20 protein-coding genes are annotated in these 20598 nt (G+C 58.2%); 8 read left to right on the top strand and 12 right to left on the bottom strand.

Annotated elements, in window-relative coordinates:
* Positions 1-25: 25 nt before the first annotated feature.
* Complete coding sequence (locus OKC28_RS00455; protein WP_270686929.1) at positions 26-349, bottom strand: hypothetical protein; 324 nt, start codon at positions 347-349, stop codon at positions 26-28.
* A 302-nt stretch (positions 350-651) separates the two neighbouring features.
* Here OKC28_RS00455 and OKC28_RS00450 point away from each other — a divergent pair, with 302 nt between their 5' ends.
* From OKC28_RS00450 to OKC28_RS00440, 3 genes are all read left to right on the top strand, one after another.
* Complete coding sequence (locus OKC28_RS00450; protein WP_270686927.1) at positions 652-903, top strand: hypothetical protein; 252 nt, start codon at positions 652-654, stop codon at positions 901-903.
* Between the two features lie 182 nt (positions 904-1085).
* Positions 1086-1457 carry a hypothetical protein gene (locus OKC28_RS00445; RefSeq protein ID WP_004099020.1) on the top strand — a complete coding sequence of 124 codons (372 nt, stop codon included), beginning with the start codon at positions 1086-1088 and terminating at the stop codon, positions 1455-1457.
* Between the two features lie 509 nt (positions 1458-1966).
* A complete protein-coding gene (locus tag OKC28_RS00440; protein ID WP_270686598.1) occupies positions 1967-2371 on the top strand; it encodes a hypothetical protein in 405 nt (134 codons plus the stop codon).
* Positions 2372-2627: 256 nt separating this feature from the next.
* Here the strand turns inward: OKC28_RS00440 and parC are convergent, their stop codons facing one another.
* The 8 genes from parC to nudF form a co-directional block, all read right to left on the bottom strand.
* Positions 2628-4922, bottom strand: coding sequence for a DNA topoisomerase IV subunit A (gene parC, locus OKC28_RS00435; RefSeq protein ID WP_270686596.1), 2295 nt, complete (start codon positions 4920-4922; stop codon positions 2628-2630).
* Between the two features lie 148 nt (positions 4923-5070).
* Positions 5071-6966, bottom strand: a complete 1896-nt coding sequence (parE, locus tag OKC28_RS00430) for a DNA topoisomerase IV subunit B (protein WP_043554448.1) — start codon at positions 6964-6966, stop codon at positions 5071-5073.
* 228 nt (positions 6967-7194) lie between these two features.
* On the bottom strand, positions 7195-7596 hold the full coding sequence (locus tag OKC28_RS00425; protein WP_059111813.1) for a GFA family protein: 402 nt from the start codon (positions 7594-7596) through the stop codon (positions 7195-7197).
* A gap of 37 nt (positions 7597-7633) precedes the next feature.
* Positions 7634-8257, bottom strand: a complete 624-nt coding sequence (locus OKC28_RS00420; RefSeq protein ID WP_265430506.1) for an NUDIX hydrolase — start codon at positions 8255-8257, stop codon at positions 7634-7636.
* 2 nt (positions 8258-8259) lie between these two features.
* Positions 8260-8847 (bottom strand): YqiA/YcfP family alpha/beta fold hydrolase, encoded by a 588-nt coding sequence (locus OKC28_RS00415; protein WP_131731591.1) that lies wholly within the window; start codon positions 8845-8847, stop codon positions 8260-8262.
* A gap of 12 nt (positions 8848-8859) precedes the next feature.
* Positions 8860-9678: a 3',5'-cyclic-AMP phosphodiesterase gene (cpdA, locus tag OKC28_RS00410; RefSeq protein WP_011898312.1), complete on the bottom strand. Its 819-nt coding sequence runs from the start codon at positions 9676-9678 to the stop codon at positions 8860-8862.
* Positions 9679-9704: 26 nt separating this feature from the next.
* Entirely contained in the window at positions 9705-10151 is a 447-nt protein-coding gene (locus OKC28_RS00405) for a DUF1249 domain-containing protein (RefSeq protein WP_021141263.1), read from the bottom strand.
* A gap of 108 nt (positions 10152-10259) precedes the next feature.
* Positions 10260-10901, bottom strand: coding sequence for an ADP-ribose diphosphatase (gene nudF / locus OKC28_RS00400; RefSeq protein WP_059169797.1), 642 nt, complete (start codon positions 10899-10901; stop codon positions 10260-10262).
* Between the two features lie 306 nt (positions 10902-11207).
* Between nudF and tolC the strand changes: the two genes are divergently transcribed.
* Complete coding sequence (tolC, locus tag OKC28_RS00395; protein WP_059169798.1) at positions 11208-12533, top strand: outer membrane channel protein TolC; 1326 nt, start codon at positions 11208-11210, stop codon at positions 12531-12533.
* A gap of 424 nt (positions 12534-12957) precedes the next feature.
* On the opposite strand, the gene OKC28_RS00390 is transcribed toward tolC, so the two are convergent.
* Positions 12958-13983, bottom strand: coding sequence for an IS110-like element ISAs24 family transposase (locus OKC28_RS00390; protein ID WP_099369056.1), 1026 nt, complete (start codon positions 13981-13983; stop codon positions 12958-12960).
* A 103-nt stretch (positions 13984-14086) separates the two neighbouring features.
* Complete coding sequence (gene hldE / locus OKC28_RS00385; protein ID WP_021140554.1) at positions 14087-15514, bottom strand: bifunctional D-glycero-beta-D-manno-heptose-7-phosphate kinase/D-glycero-beta-D-manno-heptose 1-phosphate adenylyltransferase HldE; 1428 nt, start codon at positions 15512-15514, stop codon at positions 14087-14089.
* Positions 15515-15810: 296 nt separating this feature from the next.
* Between hldE and lpxL the strand changes: the two genes are divergently transcribed.
* Both lpxL and OKC28_RS00375 read left to right on the top strand, forming a co-directional pair.
* Positions 15811-16734, top strand: a complete 924-nt coding sequence (gene lpxL / locus OKC28_RS00380) for an LpxL/LpxP family Kdo(2)-lipid IV(A) lauroyl/palmitoleoyl acyltransferase (RefSeq protein WP_021140555.1) — start codon at positions 15811-15813, stop codon at positions 16732-16734.
* Between the two features lie 154 nt (positions 16735-16888).
* Entirely contained in the window at positions 16889-17356 is a 468-nt protein-coding gene (locus OKC28_RS00375) for an energy transducer TonB (RefSeq protein ID WP_021140556.1), read from the top strand.
* Positions 17357-17450: 94 nt separating this feature from the next.
* On the opposite strand, the gene OKC28_RS00370 is transcribed toward OKC28_RS00375, so the two are convergent.
* Complete coding sequence (locus tag OKC28_RS00370) at positions 17451-18419, bottom strand: CYTH domain-containing protein (RefSeq protein ID WP_034524265.1); 969 nt, start codon at positions 18417-18419, stop codon at positions 17451-17453.
* A gap of 169 nt (positions 18420-18588) precedes the next feature.
* Here OKC28_RS00370 and OKC28_RS00365 point away from each other — a divergent pair, with 169 nt between their 5' ends.
* The gene (locus tag OKC28_RS00365) at positions 18589-19269 is read left to right on the top strand and encodes a TIGR00153 family protein (protein WP_021140558.1); all 681 of its coding nucleotides are present in this window, start codon (positions 18589-18591) and stop codon (positions 19267-19269) included.
* 25 nt (positions 19270-19294) lie between these two features.
* A complete protein-coding gene (locus OKC28_RS00360; RefSeq protein ID WP_021140559.1) occupies positions 19295-20560 on the top strand; it encodes an inorganic phosphate transporter in 1266 nt (421 codons plus the stop codon).
* Positions 20561-20598 lie beyond the last annotated feature (38 nt).

Genomic DNA, 20598 nt, shown 5'->3' with positions numbered 1-20598 from the left:
TTCAAAAAGATGGTGTCTGGTTGTCTCAGTACACAATGCTCCACATGGCACTTTCCATACCAGTTTCACGAAAGTCGATGGTCACGGGATATTCTTTGCCACACCCCATCACTGTCCAGCGCTCCTGCCAGTAGCGGCTGCCGGGCTCCCCCTTGGATAGCTGCAACACCACCGGCACAAAGCGCTCCGGTGCATCGCAGCCTTTGGTTGCTACCCAGCCCGCCACACCGACCATGGCATCCTGAATCAGCTGCTGATTGGCTAAGGTTCCCTCCTGTAACGGTTCGGGCGACTCAGCCTTCGCATACAAGGCCCAGCAGCAAAACAAAAGCGGGACATATTTCATCATCAGATCTCCAGCAGGTTCAGCTTGTCCAAATCGGCAGAATTGCTTCATATGGGGCCTCCATGATGCACTGAAACACTCCTGAAAAAATATCTCTCGGTGCAAGGAAGGGATTATCAAGCCGATGACGGCCTCGCAGATGGTGGGGCTAAGATGGGGTGGGGAAAAGTCAGGCATTCCTATCGAAGCCCCACTGGAACTACCTCGTTAGCGTCATTGGCCTACAAAATGTCAGGAATATAATGCCCCCCATACCAGCAGCAGGGGAACGAGCCGTGAGCAGAAAACCCGACCGCATCACAGCGATGCAGCAGATCATCGATGCCGTGAAGCAAGAATTCCCGCTCTATCAACCTGACACCTTCAAATGCGGGCCGGACAACACCTGTATCGACTGCCCCAAGAAGCTGATGGAGCTGGTGGATACGGATCTCAGCTACTGGCAATATCAGATCAATCGCGGCATCCCGCCCACCTTCGACGAGCTCTACCGTTTTGGCAAGATGTGCAAGAACATCCGCCGGGCGCTGGTGAAGAACGGCCGTATCCCCGCCTGATATTTTATAAACATCGGCATGGTTTCGATTTTACGGATTACTTCATCTATCAGGACAAGGACTCCCCTATTGCGTAATGCGCCATCGACAATTTGCGATAAAACACGCTGGTCGCAGATTCCGGGTTACAGGTCACTGCAGCGGCCAAACTGTTGCCACATCTCAGTTCAGGAGGAAACGCAATGACTCAGGAAAGGATCCAGACCCGCTACCCACTCGGCGGCCCCTTCGCCACCCAGGCTGAGCTGGAGCAGGCCATCACCCAGGCCATAACGACCCACAGACAAGATTTCTTCCCTCTGCTGGAACGGCTGGTGGACGTGGGGGACACCCGGGTCAACCTCAGTCAGGAGAACCCGCTGCGGGTGCTCAGCATCGAACTCGCTGACGGCCGTGAAGGAGTGGCCCATATCAACTACGAGTCCAACTTCGCCGAGAGCTGCCTGATTATCAACGAATACGACCAGCACCAGACCAGCCTGGCCTTTCGCCTCGACGGGGATGCACTTATCTTCGACGTCGAACTGCCGATCGCGTGGAATTTCAATAACTGAAGATTCAGCGGTGTAATGCCGCCTGGTTGCTACACCCGGTCAGCCAGCTCCCCTCACCCTAGCCCTCTCCCAAAGGGAGAGGGGATCAGCCCGTGCCAACCTCCAGCCGTGGTAGTCACTCCATACTCTGCTGTTATTTCAGGCGCCTGTAATCTTCCCCATATGGCTGTCATCTGAATAGCAATATCCAGCATATAGCCACCATAACCCTCACTAGCTAAGGTCACAGCCCCTTCTCCCCTCACAGGAGAAGGGATGAAGATAGGGAAGCAAATCATCACGACAGAAGCTATTGTTAAGCATCTAAGTATTGATGGTTAGAATTGATTAGCGCAACGTAATCAGCTGATTGCAGACGCTGTCATGATGCAAGTCAATGTTCTGATGTCATAGATGAGCATAATCAGACATCGTTTGAAATTTGTATTTCGTATTTTTAATAAGTATAGAAACATGGTGCCACACACTATTTATGAAAATTACTGCCTATAGTGAAAAATGGCGGTGATATGAAAGATCATAAATTCAGAATATATTTCACACTATGTTTTTTATTGCTCTGGTCTAACTTAGCAGTATCATCAAACTTATGTAGCATTGCTCGTGGTGCTTATGTAATAGCACAAGATGGTAGCAACACATTCCTGGGTATCATAGAAAACAAATTCAATGCAAAATCAATCTTCAATGATTATGGTGACTATGGCAGCAAATATGCTTCAGATTCAATCTGGAATGAATATGGAAGCTTTGGTGGGAAATATGGAATGTATTCTCCATTTAATAACATGTCAATAAACCCTCCCATGGTAATTAAAGAAAACAACATCATTGGCTACTTATCATCAAACAAAACAGTGGCTAACTCTGTCAATCCATCGATATTAAAGGCCATGTGTGAAGATGAACTATAAATAATTCGGCTCTCTATAAATTAGCTTTATACAAAAACCACCTGGACCATTAATTGTTTACAGGTTCATTTAAAAACAGTATCTATGAAAATAAAGTGACATTAAATGAGACCAACAATTAAATAACTTGTGCACGAACATGTTATTATGATTTATGTAGGCTGTTCGAGTAGTAGGTGATGAAATAATAAAGTATATAATTTGTTCATAATATCCTATTAAAGTAAATGGGGGCGATTCATTCGCCCCCATTTCATTACCCTTCCTGATTTTCCTCGGCGGCCGGCTCAGCGCCGGCAGCGGATTCAATCTCGATGCGATCGACGCGCTGCAAACCGCGGGGCAGCTTGGCGCCACGGCGGCCGCGCTCGCCACGGTAATAGTCAAGATCCGAGGGCTTGAGGGTCAACTTGCGCTTGCCGGCGAACAGGGTGACATATTGCCCCTGCGGGATAATGGCGGCCATCACCATAAACTCTTCCCGTGCCTTGACCCGCGCCGATGGAATGCTGATCAGCTTGTTGCCCTTGCCCTTGCCGAGCACCGGCAATGTGCTGAGCGGGAACAGCAGCATGCGCCCCTCGTTGGAGATGGCCATGCAGAGATCGGTCTCGGGCGAGCCAATCTTCTGGGGTGCCATCACCAGGCCCCCTTCCGGCACCGTCAGCAGCGCCTTGCCGTTCTTATTCTTGCCGATGAGATCGTCATAGGTGCAGACGAAGCCGTAACCGGCGTCGGAGCAGATGAGATAGGGTTCCCCCTCGTTGCCCATCACCAGATGGCGTACCTCTTCTCCCGGCCCCAGCGCAAAGCGGCCGGTGAGCGGCTCGCCCTGACTGCGGGCCGATGGCAGCGTGTGAGCCTCCAGCGCATAGGTGCGTCCCAGGGTGGAGAGGAACACAGCCTGCTGGTTGCTGCGCCCGCAAGCGTGGGCCAGATAGCCATCCCCCGCCTTGTAGGAGAGGCCTGCCACGTCCACGTCATGGCCCTTGGCGGCCCTTACCCAGCCTGCACCCGAGAGGATGACGGTGACCGGCTCGCTCGGGGTCAGCTCTTTCTCGGTCAAGGCTACCGCGCTGGCGCGCTCCACCAGCGGGGTGCGGCGATCGTCGCCGTACTTCTCGGCATCCGCCAGCAGCTCTTTCTTGAGCAATGTGTTGAGGCGGCGCTCCGAGCCCAGCAGCAGTTCGAGCTTGTCGCGCTCTATGGCCAGTTCGTCCTGTTCGGCGCGCAGCTTGAACTCTTCCAGCTTGGCCAGATGGCGCAGTTTCAGCTCGAGGATAGCCTCGGCCTGGGTCTCGCTTATATTGAAGCGCTCCACCATCACCTTGCCCGGCTCATCCTCGGTGCGGATGATCTCGATCACCTCGTCGATGTTGAGGTAGGCCACCAGCAAGCCTTCGAGGATGTGCAGGCGAGCCAGCACCTTGTCGAGGCGATACTGCAGGCGACGGCGCACCGTCTCGCGGCGGAAGGTGATCCACTCGGAGAGGATCATCTTGAGGGTCTTCACCTGCGGCCGGTTGTCCAGCCCCAGAATGTTGAGGTTGACGCGATAGTTCTTCTCCAGATCCGTGGTGGCGAACAGGTGGGCCATCAGCGCCTCCATGTCCACCCGGTTGGAACGGGGGATGATCACCAGACGGGTCGGGTTCTCGTGGTCCGATTCGTCCCGCAGATCGGTGACCATGGGCAGCTTCTTGGCCACCATCTGGGCGGCGATCTGCTCCATGATCTTGGCGCCGGAGGCCTGATGGGGCAGCGCCGTGATGACGATGTCGCCATCCTCCTCGTTCCACACCGCCCGCTGCTTGATGGAGCCCTTGCCGGTCTCGTAGATTTTGCGGATGTCATCACGCGGCGTGATGATCTCGGCGCTGGTCGGGTAGTCCGGCCCCTGAATGTGCGCCATCAGCGCATCCAGCCCGGCATTGGGGTTGTCGAGCAGCTCGGCGCAGGCGTAGGCCACTTCCCGCGCGTTGTGGGGCGGAATGTCGGTCGCCATGCCCACGGCTATGCCAGTGATGCCGTTGAGCAGTATGTGGGGCAGGCGAGCGGGCAGCACCACCGGCTCTTTCATGGTGCCGTCGAAGTTCGGCGTCCACTCCACAGTGCCCTGGCCGAGCTCGGAGAGCAGCAGCTCGGAGAAACGCGACAGCCGCGCCTCGGTATAACGCATGGCGGCGAAGGATTTGGGATCGTCCGGCGCCCCCCAGTTGCCCTGACCATCCACCAGCGGGTAGCGGTAGGAGAAGGGCTGGGCCATCAGCACCATGGCTTCATAACAGGCGCTGTCGCCGTGGGGGTGGTACTTGCCCAGCACGTCACCCACGGTACGGGCGGACTTCTTGTGCTTGGAGAGGGCCGACAGACCCAGCTCGCTCATGGCGTAGATGATGCGCCGCTGCACGGGTTTGAGGCCATCGCCGATATGGGGCAGGGCCCGATCCATGATGACGTACATGGAGTAGTTCAAGTAAGCCTGTTCGGTAAAGGCGCGCATCGGCTGGCGCTCTACCCCGTCCAGACTGAGCTCGATAGCATCACTCATGTGATTATCTCTTTCGGTTCGGGAGCTGGTTGGCGCTCTACTTCATCCAACAAACTGAGCTCGATAGCATCACTCATATGTTTTTCTCTTGCTATGGCGCGCCCTCAGAGGGCACGCCTGAAATGCGGGTCGGCAGGTGACCGACGGCTTAGATGATGGCGAGGTTGCCCTTCTCTTCCAGCCACTCGCGGCGATCCGGGGCACGCTTCTTGGCCAGCAACATGTCCATCAGTTGCAGGGTCTCGTCCCCCTCCTCCATCTCGCCCATGGTGAGCTGCACCAGGCGGCGGGTATTGGGATCCATGGTGGTTTCCCGCAGCTGTTTCGGGTTCATCTCGCCCAGCCCCTTGAATCGGGTCACCATCACCTTGCCCTTCTTCTTCTCGGCCTCGACCCGCTGCAGCACGCCGTTCTTCTCGTCCTCATCGAGGGCGTAGAACACCTCCTTGCCTATGTCGATCCGGTAGAGCGGCGGCATGGCCACATAGACGTGACCATGATTGACCAGGGTGCGGAAGTGCCTCACGAACAGGGCGCACAGCAGGGTGGCTATGTGCAGACCGTCCGAGTCCGCATCCGCCAGTATGCACACCTTGCCGTAGCGCAGGCCGGAGAGGTCTTCGGAGTCCGGATCCAGGCCGATGGCCACAGAGATGTCGTGCACTTCTTGCGAGGCGAGCACCTGACCGGCCTCCACCTCCCAGGTGTTCAGTATCTTGCCGCGCAGGGGCATGATGGCTTGGAATTCGCGATCCCGCGCCTGCTTGGCACTGCCGCCCGCGGAGTCACCCTCCACCAGGAAGAGTTCCCCCTGCATGGGGTCGGCGCAGTTGCAATCGGTCAGCTTGCCGGGCAGGGCCGGGCCTTGCGTTATCTTCTTGCGCACCACAGTCTTGGCGGCGCGCAACCGGCGCTGGGCGCTGCTGATGCAGATCTCGGCGATCTGCTCCGCCAGCTCGGTGTTGCTGTTGAGGAACAGGCTGAAGGCATCCTTCACCACCCCCGACACGAAGGCCGAGCTCTGGCGCGACGACAGCCGCTCCTTGGTCTGGCCGGCAAACTGAGGATCCTGCATCTTGATGGAGAGGATGTAGGCACAGCGATCCCAGATGTCTTCCGGGGTCAGCTTGACCCCGCGCGGCAGCAGGTTGCGGAACTCGCAGAACTCGCGCATGGCGTCGAGCAGGCCCTGGCGCAGGCCGTTGACGTGAGTGCCGCCCTGCGGCGTCGGGATCAGGTTCACATAGGATTCGGCGAGGCACTCGCCCCCTTCCGGCAACCAGCACAGGGCCCAGTCCACCGCGGACTGCTCTGTGCTGAAGGCGCCGACGAAGGGCTGCTCCGGCAGGCAGGTGAACTGCTTGACCGCATCGACCAGGTAATCCTTGAGGCCATCTTCGTAGCACCACTCCAGCTTGATGCCGGTGTTCTTGTCGAGGAACTTGATGGTGAGACCGGGGCAGAGCACGGCCTTGGCTTTGAGCAGGTGCTCCAGCTTGGTGACCGAGAAGCGGGGCGAGTCGAAATAGCTCGCCTGCGGCCAGAAGCGCACCCGGGTACCTGTGTTGCGGCGCCCGCAGGTGCCGGTAATGGTCAGCTCCTGCACCTTGTCGCCGCGCTCGAAGGCGATGTCATAGACCTGGCCGTCGCGACGCACCGTCACCTCGACCCGATCGGAGAGGGCGTTCACCACAGAAATGCCCACCCCGTGCAGACCGCCGGAGAACTGGTAGTTCTTGTTGGAGAACTTGCCGCCCGCGTGCAGCTTGCAGAGGATCAGCTCCACACCGGATACCCCCTCCTCCGGGTGAATGTCGACCGGCATGCCGCGGCCGTCATCGATCACCTCGAGGGACTGGTCTTCAAACAGGGTCACCTCCAGAGTACGGGCGTGGCCCGCCAGCGCCTCATCGACGCTGTTGTCGATGACCTCCTGGCCGAGGTGATTGGGCCGGGTGGTGTCTGTGTACATGCCGGGGCGACGACGCACCGGTTCGAGGCCATTGAGGACCTCAATGGCATCCGCATTGTATTGAGTGGACATGGAGGGCCTTGCGAATTGACGTTTGGGGAGAATCTTACTCGTTGGGAGGGCCTTGGACAAACCCGACGGCGGGAAAGGGTGATCCAGACAGGGGCCGACAAGATACTGAGCCGGGATCAGATGCGCCTGACGCCACAGAGAGTGCCTGTGTCAGCCTGGAGAAGGAGACATGGAAACCAAAAGACGCTGCCACCCTGATGATGACATCTGCGGATGACGCCCTTGTGGCTATTTCCCTCGATCGGCTGGATGGTTTACCCCGTCGCGCAGCGGCACCTCAGCCAGCTCGAACGGGTTGACCCCCTCCAGACAGGCAAGGTTGTAACCATACTCGGCCGGATTGGAGCGACGCTGGTGATGGGTATAAATGCCGCAGACGCTGCAGAAGTAGTGCTTTGCGGTACGAGTGTTGAACTGGTAGCAGCGCAGTTCGGCCTCCCCTTGCAGGATGCGTATGCCCGAGAGCGGTACAGAGGCGACGATGGCGCCGCGCCGCCGGCAGAGGGAGCAGTCGCAGCGGCGCGGATCCACCACCCCATCCGGCAAGGTAAGTTCCAGTACCACGGCCCCGCAGTGACAGCTGGCCCTGTGCTTTTCCTCAATCCGGGTCTTGCCAATGTGTTTGATCATCCAGCCTCCTTGCTAGCTGATGCGCCCTCCAACCGAGTCAGTCGAACAGGGTATCGCGCCGTCCTTGCAACAGATGGGCATGCAGGGTGCGCAGTTGGGACGCCACCACCCGATGACAGGAGAGTTCAGGTAAGTCGTCGATGGGGAAGTAACCTGCACCTTGTGTTTCATCGGTTTCGCCGAGCAGCTGGCCACCGATCACCTCGCACAAAAAGAAAGCCTTGTGGGCGTGGGGCAGCTGGGGCGGATGGGGGTGCTTGAGCTTGTCGAACAAAGCCAGCAGCTGCACGGGCCGACATTCGAGGCCAGTCTCTTCAACTACCTCGCGCACCACGGCATCGGCTGGCGAGTCACCGACATCACACCAGCCGCCGGGCAGGGTCCAGCAACCGTCGCTGCGCTCCTGCACCAGCAGGATATGGTCAGCCTTATCAACGATAAGGGCTCGCACATCCAGTTTGGGAGTGGGGTAGCCGCGATCGCGGTCGATCCACTCGGCGATGGCGTCCGGTTTCAGGTCGCTATGACTGGCAATCAGGGCGACCGTGGCCGCTCTGAGCGCCTCAAAGCGGCCAATATCGAAGGGATCCTTGGAATAGGTGAGGCCGGCCTGCGCCGTGGCCAGCACCTGTTCCAGAAAGGTGGCCAGCGGCGGTTGCATCGCTAGAGCCCGAGGAAGTGGATGATCTGGGCGGGGTAGCGTTCAAACCCGGTGAAGGCGTGATTGCCGCCGCACTCCAGCGAGAGACGGGCGAACTGATATTCGGTCAGCGCCTTGCGATAGTCGAGCACCTCGTCCTCCTGCTGTTGCAGGATCCAGAGCCGTTCAGGCGCCGTCACAGGTACCGCCAACGCCCGCAGTTCGTCCATGTGTACCGGCAGCAGCTCAAAGCACTCGTTGGTATAAGGATTGGTCTGGGGGCCCAGATAGTCGCAGAGCAGCTCATGGGGGCGCACCGCCGGATTGATCAGGGCCGCGCGGCAGCCATAGCGCTCGGCCACCCGGGTCGCCATAAAACCGCCGAGCGAGCTGCCCACGGCGCCGAGCTTGAAATGGGCACCATGACGGGCACTGACATCTTCGATGATTTGCTCGATGGCCGCCCAGGCAGCGGCAGGCGTATTGGGCTGGGCCGGAATAATGACCTCGATGTCGGGTCTGTATTCGGCCACCCAGGCAGCCATCTGCTGCGCCTTGGCAGAGCCAGGCGAAGAGTTGAAACCGTGCAGATAGAGGAGAACCGACTTCATGCAATGCTCTCCTCAATAACCGGTGGCATCGGGGTCTGGCACAAACTGCCCCACTGGCAGGCGCCACACCTGGCTCGCCACCCGGCCATCGGGATGCAGGGTGAGATAGCGCCAGCCAGGTCCGGACTCATCCAGCGCGAAACCATCGCTGAGCGGTTTGAACTGGATGCAGGTGGAGGGGCTGGCAATCAGCCGCACCCCGCGGTGCACCTCGTCAAACTCCTGATGGACATGGCCAAACAAGATGGTTTTCTGCTGGGGATGACGAGCCAGCACGGCGAACAAGTCGTCGGCATTCTTGAGATTGTGCTGATCCAGCCAGGCGCAACCGACCGGCACAGCCTGATGGTGCAGGGCGATCAGAGCGTGGCGCTCGGGATGTTGACGCAGTGCGCTGTCCAGCGCCGCCAGTTGGTGATCCCCCAGCACGCCATGGGGTTTGCCGCGTACCTGGGTATCGAGCAGCATCACTTGCCAGTGTTCGCCCACCAGTTGCTTGGCCTCGCTGATCCCTGCCGCATGCAGGTACTCGGTCATCAGGGGGCCGTCGTCGTGGTTGCCGGGCAACCAGTAGATGGGGCGCGCCAGCGGAGCCATCATGCTGGCAAAGCGCTGGTAGGACTCCGGACTGTGATCCTGCGACAGATCGCCAGTCGCCAGGATCAGGTCGAACGGGTGCTCATTGACCTGCACCTGTTCCAGCACGGCAGCCAGGCTCTCTGCGGTGCGCACAGCCAATAGCCTCCCCTCGGCACTCGCGAAGAGATGGGTGTCGGTAATTTGTAACAGGCGCACACTGCCGTCCTGCGCCTGGGGTAGCTCTGTTTCCAAAATCACGCTTCTTTGTATAAGTTCAACTAGAGGATGTTGATCAGGCTGGTACCATGTCTGAGACAAAATCTTAGCCAATCGGCCAGAAACAGATTTACCTGCTCCTTTTCATCCCGCTGGTGCATTTTTTTATTAGGATAATCATAACGTGGTTGCAACCTCGAAATCTGTTGCGCCGCACACACTTCCGCCATCCGCACGTCATGATACAAACGAATCTCGATGCGAGCCTGCAAGTAGCTCGGCAATTCCGGGTTGTGCTGTGCCAGGATCACCTGACTGGTAAAGCGGCTCTCCTCGCTGACGATGAGCTGGAACTGCAACCCGTTGCCCACCTGATAGCGGCGTTCGGCCCCGACTGTGCCACCGGGTGGCAGCAGTTTCATCAAGGCCATATAGTTCACCTCGCAGGTACGCTGCAGGGACATCAAGTCAGGTACATAGCGTTTCATCGGGCTCTGGACTAACGGCATAGCGCAGCTCCATCAATCAACACCCGTGAGTAATTCACCTCGCAAGTGCGCTGCAAGGACATCAAATCAGGCACATAGCGCTTGCCCTGCTGCTGGACGCTCACCACCTCAGCGCCCCGCCAGCCAGCGAGCCCGCAGCTCACCGTGATTGAGGGCCAGCCACTGCAGTGCGATGACGGAAGCCGCATTGTCGATGCGCCCCTCTTTGAGCCAGGCATAGGCCTGTTCACGACTCACCACGTGAACCCGGATATCTTCGCCCTCTTCCGCCAGACCGTGGATCCCTTCGGCCTTGCTGGCATCCACCTCACCCACATAGACCTCTATACGCTCGGTACTGCCGCCCGGGCTCACCAGATAACTGATGGCATGCTCGCAGCGACCCACCTCAATCCCCGCCTCTTCCACCGCTTCCCGGCGCACCACTACCTCGGCAGTCTCCCCTTCATCTATGATGCCGGCCACCAGCTCCAGCAGCCAGGGGGTGGAACTGGTCTCGATGGCGCCGATGCGAAACTGCTCCACCAGCACTATCTGGTCGCGCACAGGATCATAGGGCAGCAGCGCGGCCGCATGGCCGCGCTCGAACAGCTCGCGCACTATGGGCTCATTCCAGCCCCCCGCAAATAACCTGTGTTGCAGGCGATAGACATTTACTTTGAAGAAGCCGTTATATCCCGATGATTTCTCGATAATTTTTACATCATCAGCAGAATAGTGACGGGTTTGGGGCAAGGCTTGCTGCGACATACGAGACTCCCGCCAGCTTGACTTGGCTCGGTTTGACCATAAAATCCGAGAACATGAATGAACATTCATTCACTCGTTCCCGACTGAGATGAGGGATGGATTTTAGCAGTCACAGGGCATTTGGCTAGGCACGAGGGGGAGAAAACTCCCCCTCGTGCTTGACGTTCCTGTCGCTGGAAAAGAGACAGTTATCATAATATTTTGCTTATAGTAGAGTGATTAAGCTGAAATCAAGCTTGCTCAGTGACAATACCCCTCCTTCATCCAGCGACAGCTTTGGGTTAATACATAAGGTTAAAACGATCTATGAAAAGAACACTCTTGTCAGCCATGGTGTTGCTGGGCGTCAGCGCCGGCGCCCACGCCGAGAACCTGCTCGACATTTACCAACAAGCCCAGATCAAGGACACCCAACTGCAGGAATCCAAGGCCAAGCGTGACCAAGCCTTCGAGAAGATCAATGAATCCCGCGCTGCCCTGCTGCCGCAAATCAATCTGGGAGCCGGCCTGAACTACCTGCAAAACAAGGGTGATACCCAGACCAACAGCAACGCTACTGGCTCCCTCTCGCTGGATCAATCTATCTATCGTCGCAGCAACTGGGTCAACCTGGACCTGACCGAGAAGAGCGCCACCCAGTCCGACGTGGCCTACAACCTCGAAATCCAGAATCTGATGCTGCGCACCGCCCAGGCCTATTTCAACGTGCTCAAGGCAATGGACACACTGGAATTCGTCCGCGCCAACAAGGCCGCCGTAGAACGTCAGCTGGAACAGACCCAGCAGCGCTTCGAAGTGGGCCTGACCGCCATCACGGACGTGCATGAGGCCGAGGCCGAGCGCGATCAGGCACTGGCGGACGAGATCAATGCCGAGAACACACTGGACAACAGCTACGAGAGTCTGCGCGAGCTGACCGGCATCGACCACCGTCAGCTGGACGTACTCAATACTGAGCGTTTCAGCCCGCAGAAGACGCCGTTCAACTCCGACAAATGGCTGGAGCTGGCACTGGACAAGAACCTGCAACTGCACAGCGCCCGCATCGGCAAGGATATCGCCAAGGAACAGATCGATCTGGCCAAAACGGGTCACGAGCCGACGCTGGATCTGGGTGCCGGTCTCTCCAGCACCTATAGCGATTACAAGGACGAGATCCGCAACCCCGAGAGCAACAGCAATCAGGGCAACATAGGCCTGAACTTCAAGCTGCCGCTCTACACGGGTGGCGCAACCACCTCCCAGGTCAAGCAGTCCCAGTTCAATTACGTGGCGGCCAGCGAGCAGCTGGAGCGCAGCTTCCGCTCTGTGCAGAGCACGGTGCGCTCCTCATATAACAACGTGAACGCCAGCATAGGTTCGGTACGCGCCTACGGCCAGTCCGTCATCTCCGCCGACAGCGCCCTCAAGGCCACCGAAGCGGGCTATGAAGTCGGTACCCGCACCATAGTCGACGTGCTGGACTCTACCCGCAAGCTGTACCAGGCCAAGCAGAAACTCTCCGAGGCCCGCTACAACTACATCCTCAGCATCCTCTCCCTCAAGCAGGCCGCCGGCACGCTGGAGCAGAAAGATCTGGAAGAAGTAAACCAGGGGCTGATACCTGCCGCTCAGGTCAAGACCAAGTCCTGATCCCGACGCGCATCCAGTAAAAAGGCGACCCCAGGGTCGCCTTTTTGTTATCCGCTTTCTGTTGCCCGCACCAGCCGGTTCTCTTTCCGCAGGCTGGTGAACGCCGCGAGACTTCCATACTCAGGTGCGGGCCAGACATAAAAATCTATGGTCAGCCTGAACTTTGCAAGGCCAGATTGATGATGAGTACTGACAGGGCAGGCTTGCTCTAATCTATCCGGATTCTTGGTGGACTATCATGCCCGATCCATGATGTGAGCCGCGCCTGAGGGACCTCAAAAAACCGTCAGTCTTGAAGACTGTTTTTTATGTCAGGTTTACCCTCAGGCCGTTGGGCCAGTTGTCGTCATCATTTTCTGAACATCGCAAAAGCAGGCGTGTTACTTCAGGTCGCCGGGGAAACTCGGCGATGTGTTACTTACCTTCAGGCAGCATTGGGGTTCGGACGATACTCCTCCCCCTTCACTAGCACTGCCCATACGATCCGTGCCAGCTTGTTGGCCAACGCACAGGCCACCACATTCGAGTGTCGTCGTGTCATCAACTGCTGCGTCCACTGCGCCACCGCACTTTGCCATTTGCCGGCGTTCTGCATCACCACCCGAGCGCACTGCACCAGTAACCGCCGCAGCGATTTGTCCCCCCGTTTGCTGATCCCCAGCAGTTTGCTCTTACCGCCCGTGGAGTGTTGGCGCGGTACCAGCCCAAGGGACGCGGCAAAATGGCGTGCCGAGCCATAGCTCTGCGCGTTGCCTGCATCGGCAGCCAGCTGGCTTGCAGTGATGGGGCCTATGCCGGGAATGGTCATCAATCGACTGGTCAACGCATCGGCCTTGGCTTGCGCTCCAATCTGGCTATCCAGCCCGGCAATCAACTCTGCCAGGTAGCGATAGTGCTCATACTGTGCCGAGAGGATCCGGCGTGCCGCGTGTGGGAGGTCAGCACTAGCATTCATAACGATATCAGGGACTTGCTTGATGCCCCGCGCCCCTAGCGGCAGCACAATGCCAAACTCGAGCAGCAGGGCGTGGATTTGATTAGCGGTTTGTACCCGGTCGGCAATACGGGCTTCGCGCAGTCGATGCAGTGCCGAGCTGGCCTGCTGTTCGGGTGTTTTGACGCCGACATAGCGCATGGAGGGGCGGGAAGCCGCTTCACAGATGGCGTGTGCATCAAGGAAGTCGTTCTTGTTGCCGGTGACAAAAGGGCGAACATACTGTGGTGCGATCAATTGCACCTGATGGCCGAAACCAGCGAGTTGACGGGCTAGCCAGTGTGCGCCACAGCAGGCTTCCATGACAATGCGACAAGCGGGGTGCTGAGCGAGGTAATGAATGAGGCTAGAACGAGTGAACTGGCGTTTGAAGACGGGTTTGCCGTTGGCATCCTGTCCGACGAGATGAAAGGAGTGCTTGCCGATGTCGAGTCCAAAGAGTGCGATAGTTGCCATGATGCTCTCCTGAAGTAGAAAAGAAACAGCCCAGCAAGCGTAGCCTGCTGGGCTGTGGGTCAGGCTGACCATCACATTAACCCGGCCTGGGCCGGGTTTTGACTCAGCCGCGTTCGCGGATGGTCTTGATGATGTCGCTGGTGGAGCAGCCATCTTCGAAGTTGAGCACGCGCACTTCACCGCCGTTGGCGGTCACTTCATCATAACCGGCGATATCCTTCGGCTTGTAGTCACCGCCCTTGACCAACAGGTCGGGCAGCACTTCGGCGATCAGCCGCTGGGGCGTATCTTCGGCGAAAGGCACCACCCAATCCACGGCGCCCAACGCGGCCAGCACGGCCATGCGACGGTCGGTCGAATTGACCGGGCGACCGGGTCCTTTCAGGCGACGGACGGAGTCATCGGTATTGACCGCCACTATCAGGCGATCCCCCAACTTGCCGGCATTGGCGAGGTAAGAGACGTGACCGGCATGCAGTATGTCGAAGCAACCGTTGGTCATCACCACCTTCTCGCCACGCAGGCGGGCAGCCTGCACGGCAATCTTGAGCTGGGCCTCGGACATGACGCCGAAACCGGTCTCCTGCTCGGTGTAAAGAGCATTGGCAAGCTCCACCGGGCTGACGGTGGAAGTACCCAGCTTGCCGACCACGATACCGGCGGCGGTGTTGGCCAAGGCACACGCCTCGTCTAGGCTCATGCCGGCGGCCAGCGAGGTGGCCAGGGTGGAGATGACGGTATCACCGGCACCGGTCACGTCGTAGACCTCGTGGGCCTGGGCCGGCAGGTGCAGCTCTGGCTGACCTTCGCGGATCAGGGTCATGCCGTTTTCGGAACGGGTAACCAGCAGGGCCTCCAGCTCGAAACGCTTGACCAGCTCCAGCCCCTTGGCAACCAGATCCTCTTCACCCTTCACCTTGCCCACCACGGCCTCGAACTCGGACATGTTGGGGGTCAGCAGGGTGGCGCCGCGATACTTCTCAAACTCGGTCCCCTTGGGGTCGACCAGTACGGGAATGCCGGCGGCGCGGGCACGCTGGATCATGCCGGGTACGTCGTTGAGAGCACCCTTGCCATAATCGGAGAGGATCATCACGTCGCTGCTGGGCAACGCCTGCTCCACCTTGTTCATCAGCAGAGTGGAGTCGACATCGTGGAAAGCCTCTTCGAAGTCGAGGCGCAGCAGTTGCTGGTTGCGGGAGAGCACCCGCAGCTTGGTGATGGTCGGATAGTCGGCCAGACGAACGAAATCACAGGCGACCTTAACGCCAGCCATCTGGCCAGCAAGGGCATCGGCCGCTTCATCCTGACCGGTCAGGCCAAGCAGAACGGCATGAGCGCCCAGAGCGGCGGAGTTGAGGGCCACGTTGGCGGCGCCACCCGGGCGCTCCTCAATGTGCTCAACCTTGACCACAGGCACCGGTGCCTCGGGCGATATCCGGCCGGTGGGGCCATGCCAATAGCGGTCCAACATGACATCGCCAACGACCAGAACGCGGGCTTTTGCAAACTCGGGCAGGGTGATTTTCATCTGTATCGACTCTCAAAACCTGAAAAATCAGCCGCCGATTTTATCACACTCTTTTGCGGGGTGTGAAAAAAGCACGCGGCCCTGCTTCACTACCGCGAGCCGACACAGTGAGCAGACATAGACCAGCCATGTCAGCTCTGACCAGGCGAGAGGCCATTCGCACCCGACCCCGCTTTTCGGCTAGAATCCCCCGATTGCCAGTAAAACTATCCAATCAGGATATCCACGAGCCTTTATCGCCTCCCCTTTTTGGCTGGACTCTCCAGATCATGGCGATTGCGAACAAGAGATTTTTCATGGCCCACGAACACGCCCCCCGCCTCGAACCCCATCTGTTCCATCCCCGTTATTGGGGGAGCTGGATCGGCCTCAGCCTGCTTTGGCTGCTGGTATTGTTGCCCTGGCGCAGCCAGATGTGGTTGGGCCGTCAACTGGGCACCCTGGCCCGTGTATTGTTGAAATCCCGCGTCAAAATTGCCCGCCGCAACCTTGAACTGGCAATGCCGGAATTGACCAAGGATGAGCGGGAGAAGCTGCTCAGGCAGAATTTCGAGAGCGTGGGCTGCGCCATCTTCGAAGTGGGTATGGCCTGGTTCTGGCCCGACTGGCGCATGCGCAACCTGATGAAGGTAGAAGGGGAAGAGCACGTCATCGCCGCCATGGAAAAGGGTCAGGGCATGCTGCTGCTCTCCTGCCATTTTCTGACGCTGGAGCTCAACGCCCGCTGCTTCGGCCTGGTCAGGCCGGGGGTTGGCGTCTACCGCCCCAACACCAATCCTGTCCTGGAATATGCCCAGTACCACGGTCGCTGCGCCTCCAACAAATATCTGGTGGACCGCATGGACGTGAAGGGAATGATCAAGGCGCTGCGCAACGGCGATGCCCTCTGGTATGCCCCGGATCACGACTACGGCTCCCACGCCAGCGTGTTTGTCCCCTACTTCGCCGTTGAGCAGGCGGCTACCATCACAGGGACCGCCACCCTGGCCAGGGTGAAAAACACAGTTACCCTGCCCTGCTACAACATTCGCACCAAAGAGGGCTATGTCTTGCACATAGGCGCCCCTCTGGCGAACTACCCCAGCGGCGATGACGTGGTCGATGCCACCCGTGCCAACAAAGAGATAGAGGCCGCGGTACGCAAGGCACCCGAGCAGTACATGTGGCTACATCGCCGCTTCAAGACCAGACCGAGCCCGGATGACACTGGCTACTACTGAGTCAGAAAAGGATGAAAAGACCGCCGAAAGGCGGTTTTTTATGGCCTGCCGCCCGCAAAGGGTTTTCATTCGTAGCTGAATATTTTATTAATAACCCTGCCGAGCGGCGGGCGGGCCCCGCCAGGAACAATAAAGCGAACGAAGGGAAGCGAACATGAAAGCCACTCTTTTACTGGGCGCCCTGTGCGTATTGACCGGTTGCAGTCACCAGACCCAGAGCGTGCACCTCACCTCACTCCCCCTGAGCAACATCACGGATGTGAATGCCCAGTGGACCCCCCTGACCAGAGTGGAGTCACGCTATCCCAAGGAGGCCATTCTGGCCGAAAAGATGGGATGCACCTCACTCGAGTATGTGATCAATGAAGCGGGTCAAGCCGAGCAGATCCGCGTACTAGCTCGCAGTGACGAACAATTCAGCGAGGTCGCCATAGAGACGCTGCAACAGTGGCAGTGGCAGGCGACTACCGCCAATCCGGACCATACCCCCATCAAGTCCCAGACCCGATTCGAGTTCTGTATCGAGCACAACGGCCAGCCCTGTGACACCAGCGGGCTGGCGCAACTCTGCCAAGGGGAAGACATGGTTCGCAGCACAGGACTGGTCTACACCCAAGTCTGAAGCCTTCGCCTGTGATGAGAGTGTCGACCATGAAAAAGGTGAGCCCGGGCTCACCTTTTTCGTCACTACCCGTCACGCCCGCCGGGCACAAGCATCATGCAGTTGCGTGCAACCAGGCGGCGATGGCCAGTTGGAGCCGCACATAGTCAGCCCGATGGAAGAGAGCAGACAGTGCCGTCTGCCACTCAGGTTCGGCCACGTCTTGCGCCAGCAAGGCCAGATGAGTCGACAAGTCGGTCAGCGCCGCCAGCCAGGCCGGTGCCACCAGCGTATCGGCCGCCTCAATGACAAGCGCAATACCTTGGCGGATCTCTTGCAGCGCCAGGCTTCGCTGCTCGGGGTCCGCCTGTTCCAGCCAGTACTGCTCATGATGTTGCCAATGTTGCAGGCCCGAGGTGATGAGCATAGCGGCATTGACCACATTGACCACAGGCAAGGATTGCAACGCCAGCGGCTTGCCGAGCCCTGCCAACCGATAGCCGCGCTGCGCCTTGGATTGCGCGCCCAGCCTGACACCACCCAGCACGGTCAGCCGTTCTGCCAGCGCGAACAGGGCGCTGGCATCGCCGGATTTAAGCTCAAGTTCCAGTTCGTTGATGGCCGTTTTTCCCAGCGAGCCGACGATCTCGCCCTGATCCCAGGCCAGCTCGATCTCGGCTCCCTCGAAGGCAATCAGCCAGTGACGACGCAGGAAATCGGTACGGAACTGGGCAACCAGCTTGCCCTGGATCTCGTCGCGGACAGACAGACTCGGGAAGATCTCGTCCGGAAAGGCAGATAGCATCGGAACATCCCCATGCACAGGGGCATTGTATTCAGGCCTGGCGTGCAATCCCCCCACCACCTGACCCCGGCATTTAATCGTCTGCTCGGCAAAATCGTCACTGCGACGAATACGTAATCCCATTTCGAGCCGACGTAAATCCAGGGTCGGCGTATCGAAATAGACATTGCCAAGCTCCACCTGGGCATTGGATGTAATTTCGATAGAATTCAGCAGGTTGGATAATGATTGTTGAATGTCTTGTGAGACAAAAAACTTTATCTCGATCTCAGTTTGCATAGTCATTCCGGGCTGGCAGGCAACTTGGGGGGGCATGATACTGAACGCGAGGATATAATGCCTGCGATACATCAGGATTAATTCACGGTTTTATTGATGGCGCAGTTCGGTTACCATGCGCGCCTCATAACATCGTATCGAGTGTTTTTTCACCGACACAGGTTTGACCATGCCAGTAAATACTATTTTGGGGCTTTTTGCCAAGTCCCCCATCAAGCCGTTACAGAAGCATATCGTCAAGGTTCACGTGTGCTGCGAGCAGCTCATCCCCTTCTTTGATGCCGTGGCCGAAGACCGTTGGGAAGATGCCGAGAAGATTCGGGAACATATCGCCCAGCTGGAAAAAGAGGCGGACATCCTCAAACGTGAAATTCGTCTGAAACTGCCTCGTGGTCTCTTCCTGCCGGTCGCCCGTACCGACCTGCTGGAGCTGCTGACTCAACAAGACAAGATTGCCAACCGTGCCAAGGATATCTCCGGTCGCATGCTTGGTCGTAAAATGGAATTCCCTGCCGAGATGCGCGCCGATTTCATGGCCTATCTCAAACGTTGTATCGATGCGACCGCCCAAGCCGAAAAAGCCATCGGAGAACTCGATGAGCTGCTCGAAACCGGCTTCAAAGGACGAGAAGTTGAAATGGTTGCCGAGATGATCCACCAGCTGGATCTTATCGAGGACGATACTGACACCATGCAGATCGGGCTGCGCCAACAGCTGCAAGCCGTTGAGCAGAAGTACAATCCGATCGACGTTATGTTCCTCTACAAGATCCTCGAATGGGTTGGTGACCTGGCAGACCAGGCCGAGCGCGTTGGCGCCCGTCTGGAACTGATGCTGGCTCGTTCGTAATCGACTGACTGGGTAAACACTATTAATGGACATTATCGCGAATTACGGCACTACTCTGGTGCTCGTGGCGGCCTTGTTCGGCTTTTTGATGGCCTGGGGTATAGGCGCGAATGACGTGGCCAACGCCATGGGCACATCGGTCGGCACCAAGTCCCTGACCATACGTCAGGCAATCATCATCGCCATGATTTTCGAGTTTGCCGGTGCGTATCTGGCGGGCGGTGAAGTGACCGCCACCATCCGCAATGGCATCATAGATACCAATGCCTTTGCCGATACACCGGATCTGCTGGTGCTCGGCATGATCGCCTCTCTACTGGCGGCGGGCTCCTGGTTGATCCTGGCCTCTTACTTTGGTTGGCCTGTCTCGACCACCCACTCCATCATTGGCGCTATCGTCGGTTTTGCGATGGTGAGCATTGGTCCGGAAGCGGTGCAATGGAGCAAGTTCGGCGGCATCGTCGGCTCCTGGATCATCACTCCGGCCATCTCCGGCATCATCGCCTACTTCATGTTCATCAGCGTGCAGAAGCTCATCTTCAACACAGATGATCCTCTGGCCAACGCCAAGCGTTACGTGCCCTTCTACATGTTCCTGACAGCACTGGTGATCTGTCTGGTCACCATCAAGAAGGGGCTGACCCACGTCGGTCTGCACCTCACCGACGGCGAAGGGATCATGCTATCCGTCGCCATCTCCATCGCCGTGGCGTTTGCCGGCTGGCTCTACATTCGCGGCCAGAAGTACAACCCGCAAGATGACAGCAAGATGCACTTCGCCAACGTGGAGAAGGTATTTGGCATCCTGATGGTGATCACTGCCTGTGCCATGGCCTTTGCTCACGGCTCCAACGACGTGGCCAACGCCATAGGTCCGCTCTCTGCTGTCGCCTCTATAGTGGCGTCAGGTGGCGAGATCGCCGGTCAGTCCTCCATCGCCTGGTGGATCCTGCCCCTTGGCGGCATAGGTATCGTCATCGGTCTGGCGACCATGGGCGGCAAGGTAATGGCAACGGTCGGTACCGGTATTACTCACCTGACCCCGAGCCGTGGTTTCGCCGCCCAGCTGGCAACTGCCGCGACCGTAGTGATTGCCTCCGGTACGGGTCTGCCCATCTCCACCACCCAGACTCTGGTCGGTGCCGTCATGGGTGTCGGTCTGGCGCGCGGTATTGCGGCGCTGAATCTGGGTGTACTGCGCAACATAGTGGTCTCCTGGATCATTACCCTGCCCGCAGGAGCCATCCTGGCCATCGCCATTTTCTACGTCTTGCAAGCTTGCTTCTCTTGACGCAAGCCGCAGCAAAAAGCCCGGGTCACTGACCCGGG

Source organism: Aeromonas sp. D3, from assembly GCF_027705025.1.
Lineage (GTDB): Bacteria > Pseudomonadota > Gammaproteobacteria > Enterobacterales > Aeromonadaceae > Aeromonas > Aeromonas salmonicida.
The sequence above is the reverse complement of the archived record's forward strand: the minus strand, read 5'-3'. Positions and strand labels throughout refer to the sequence as shown.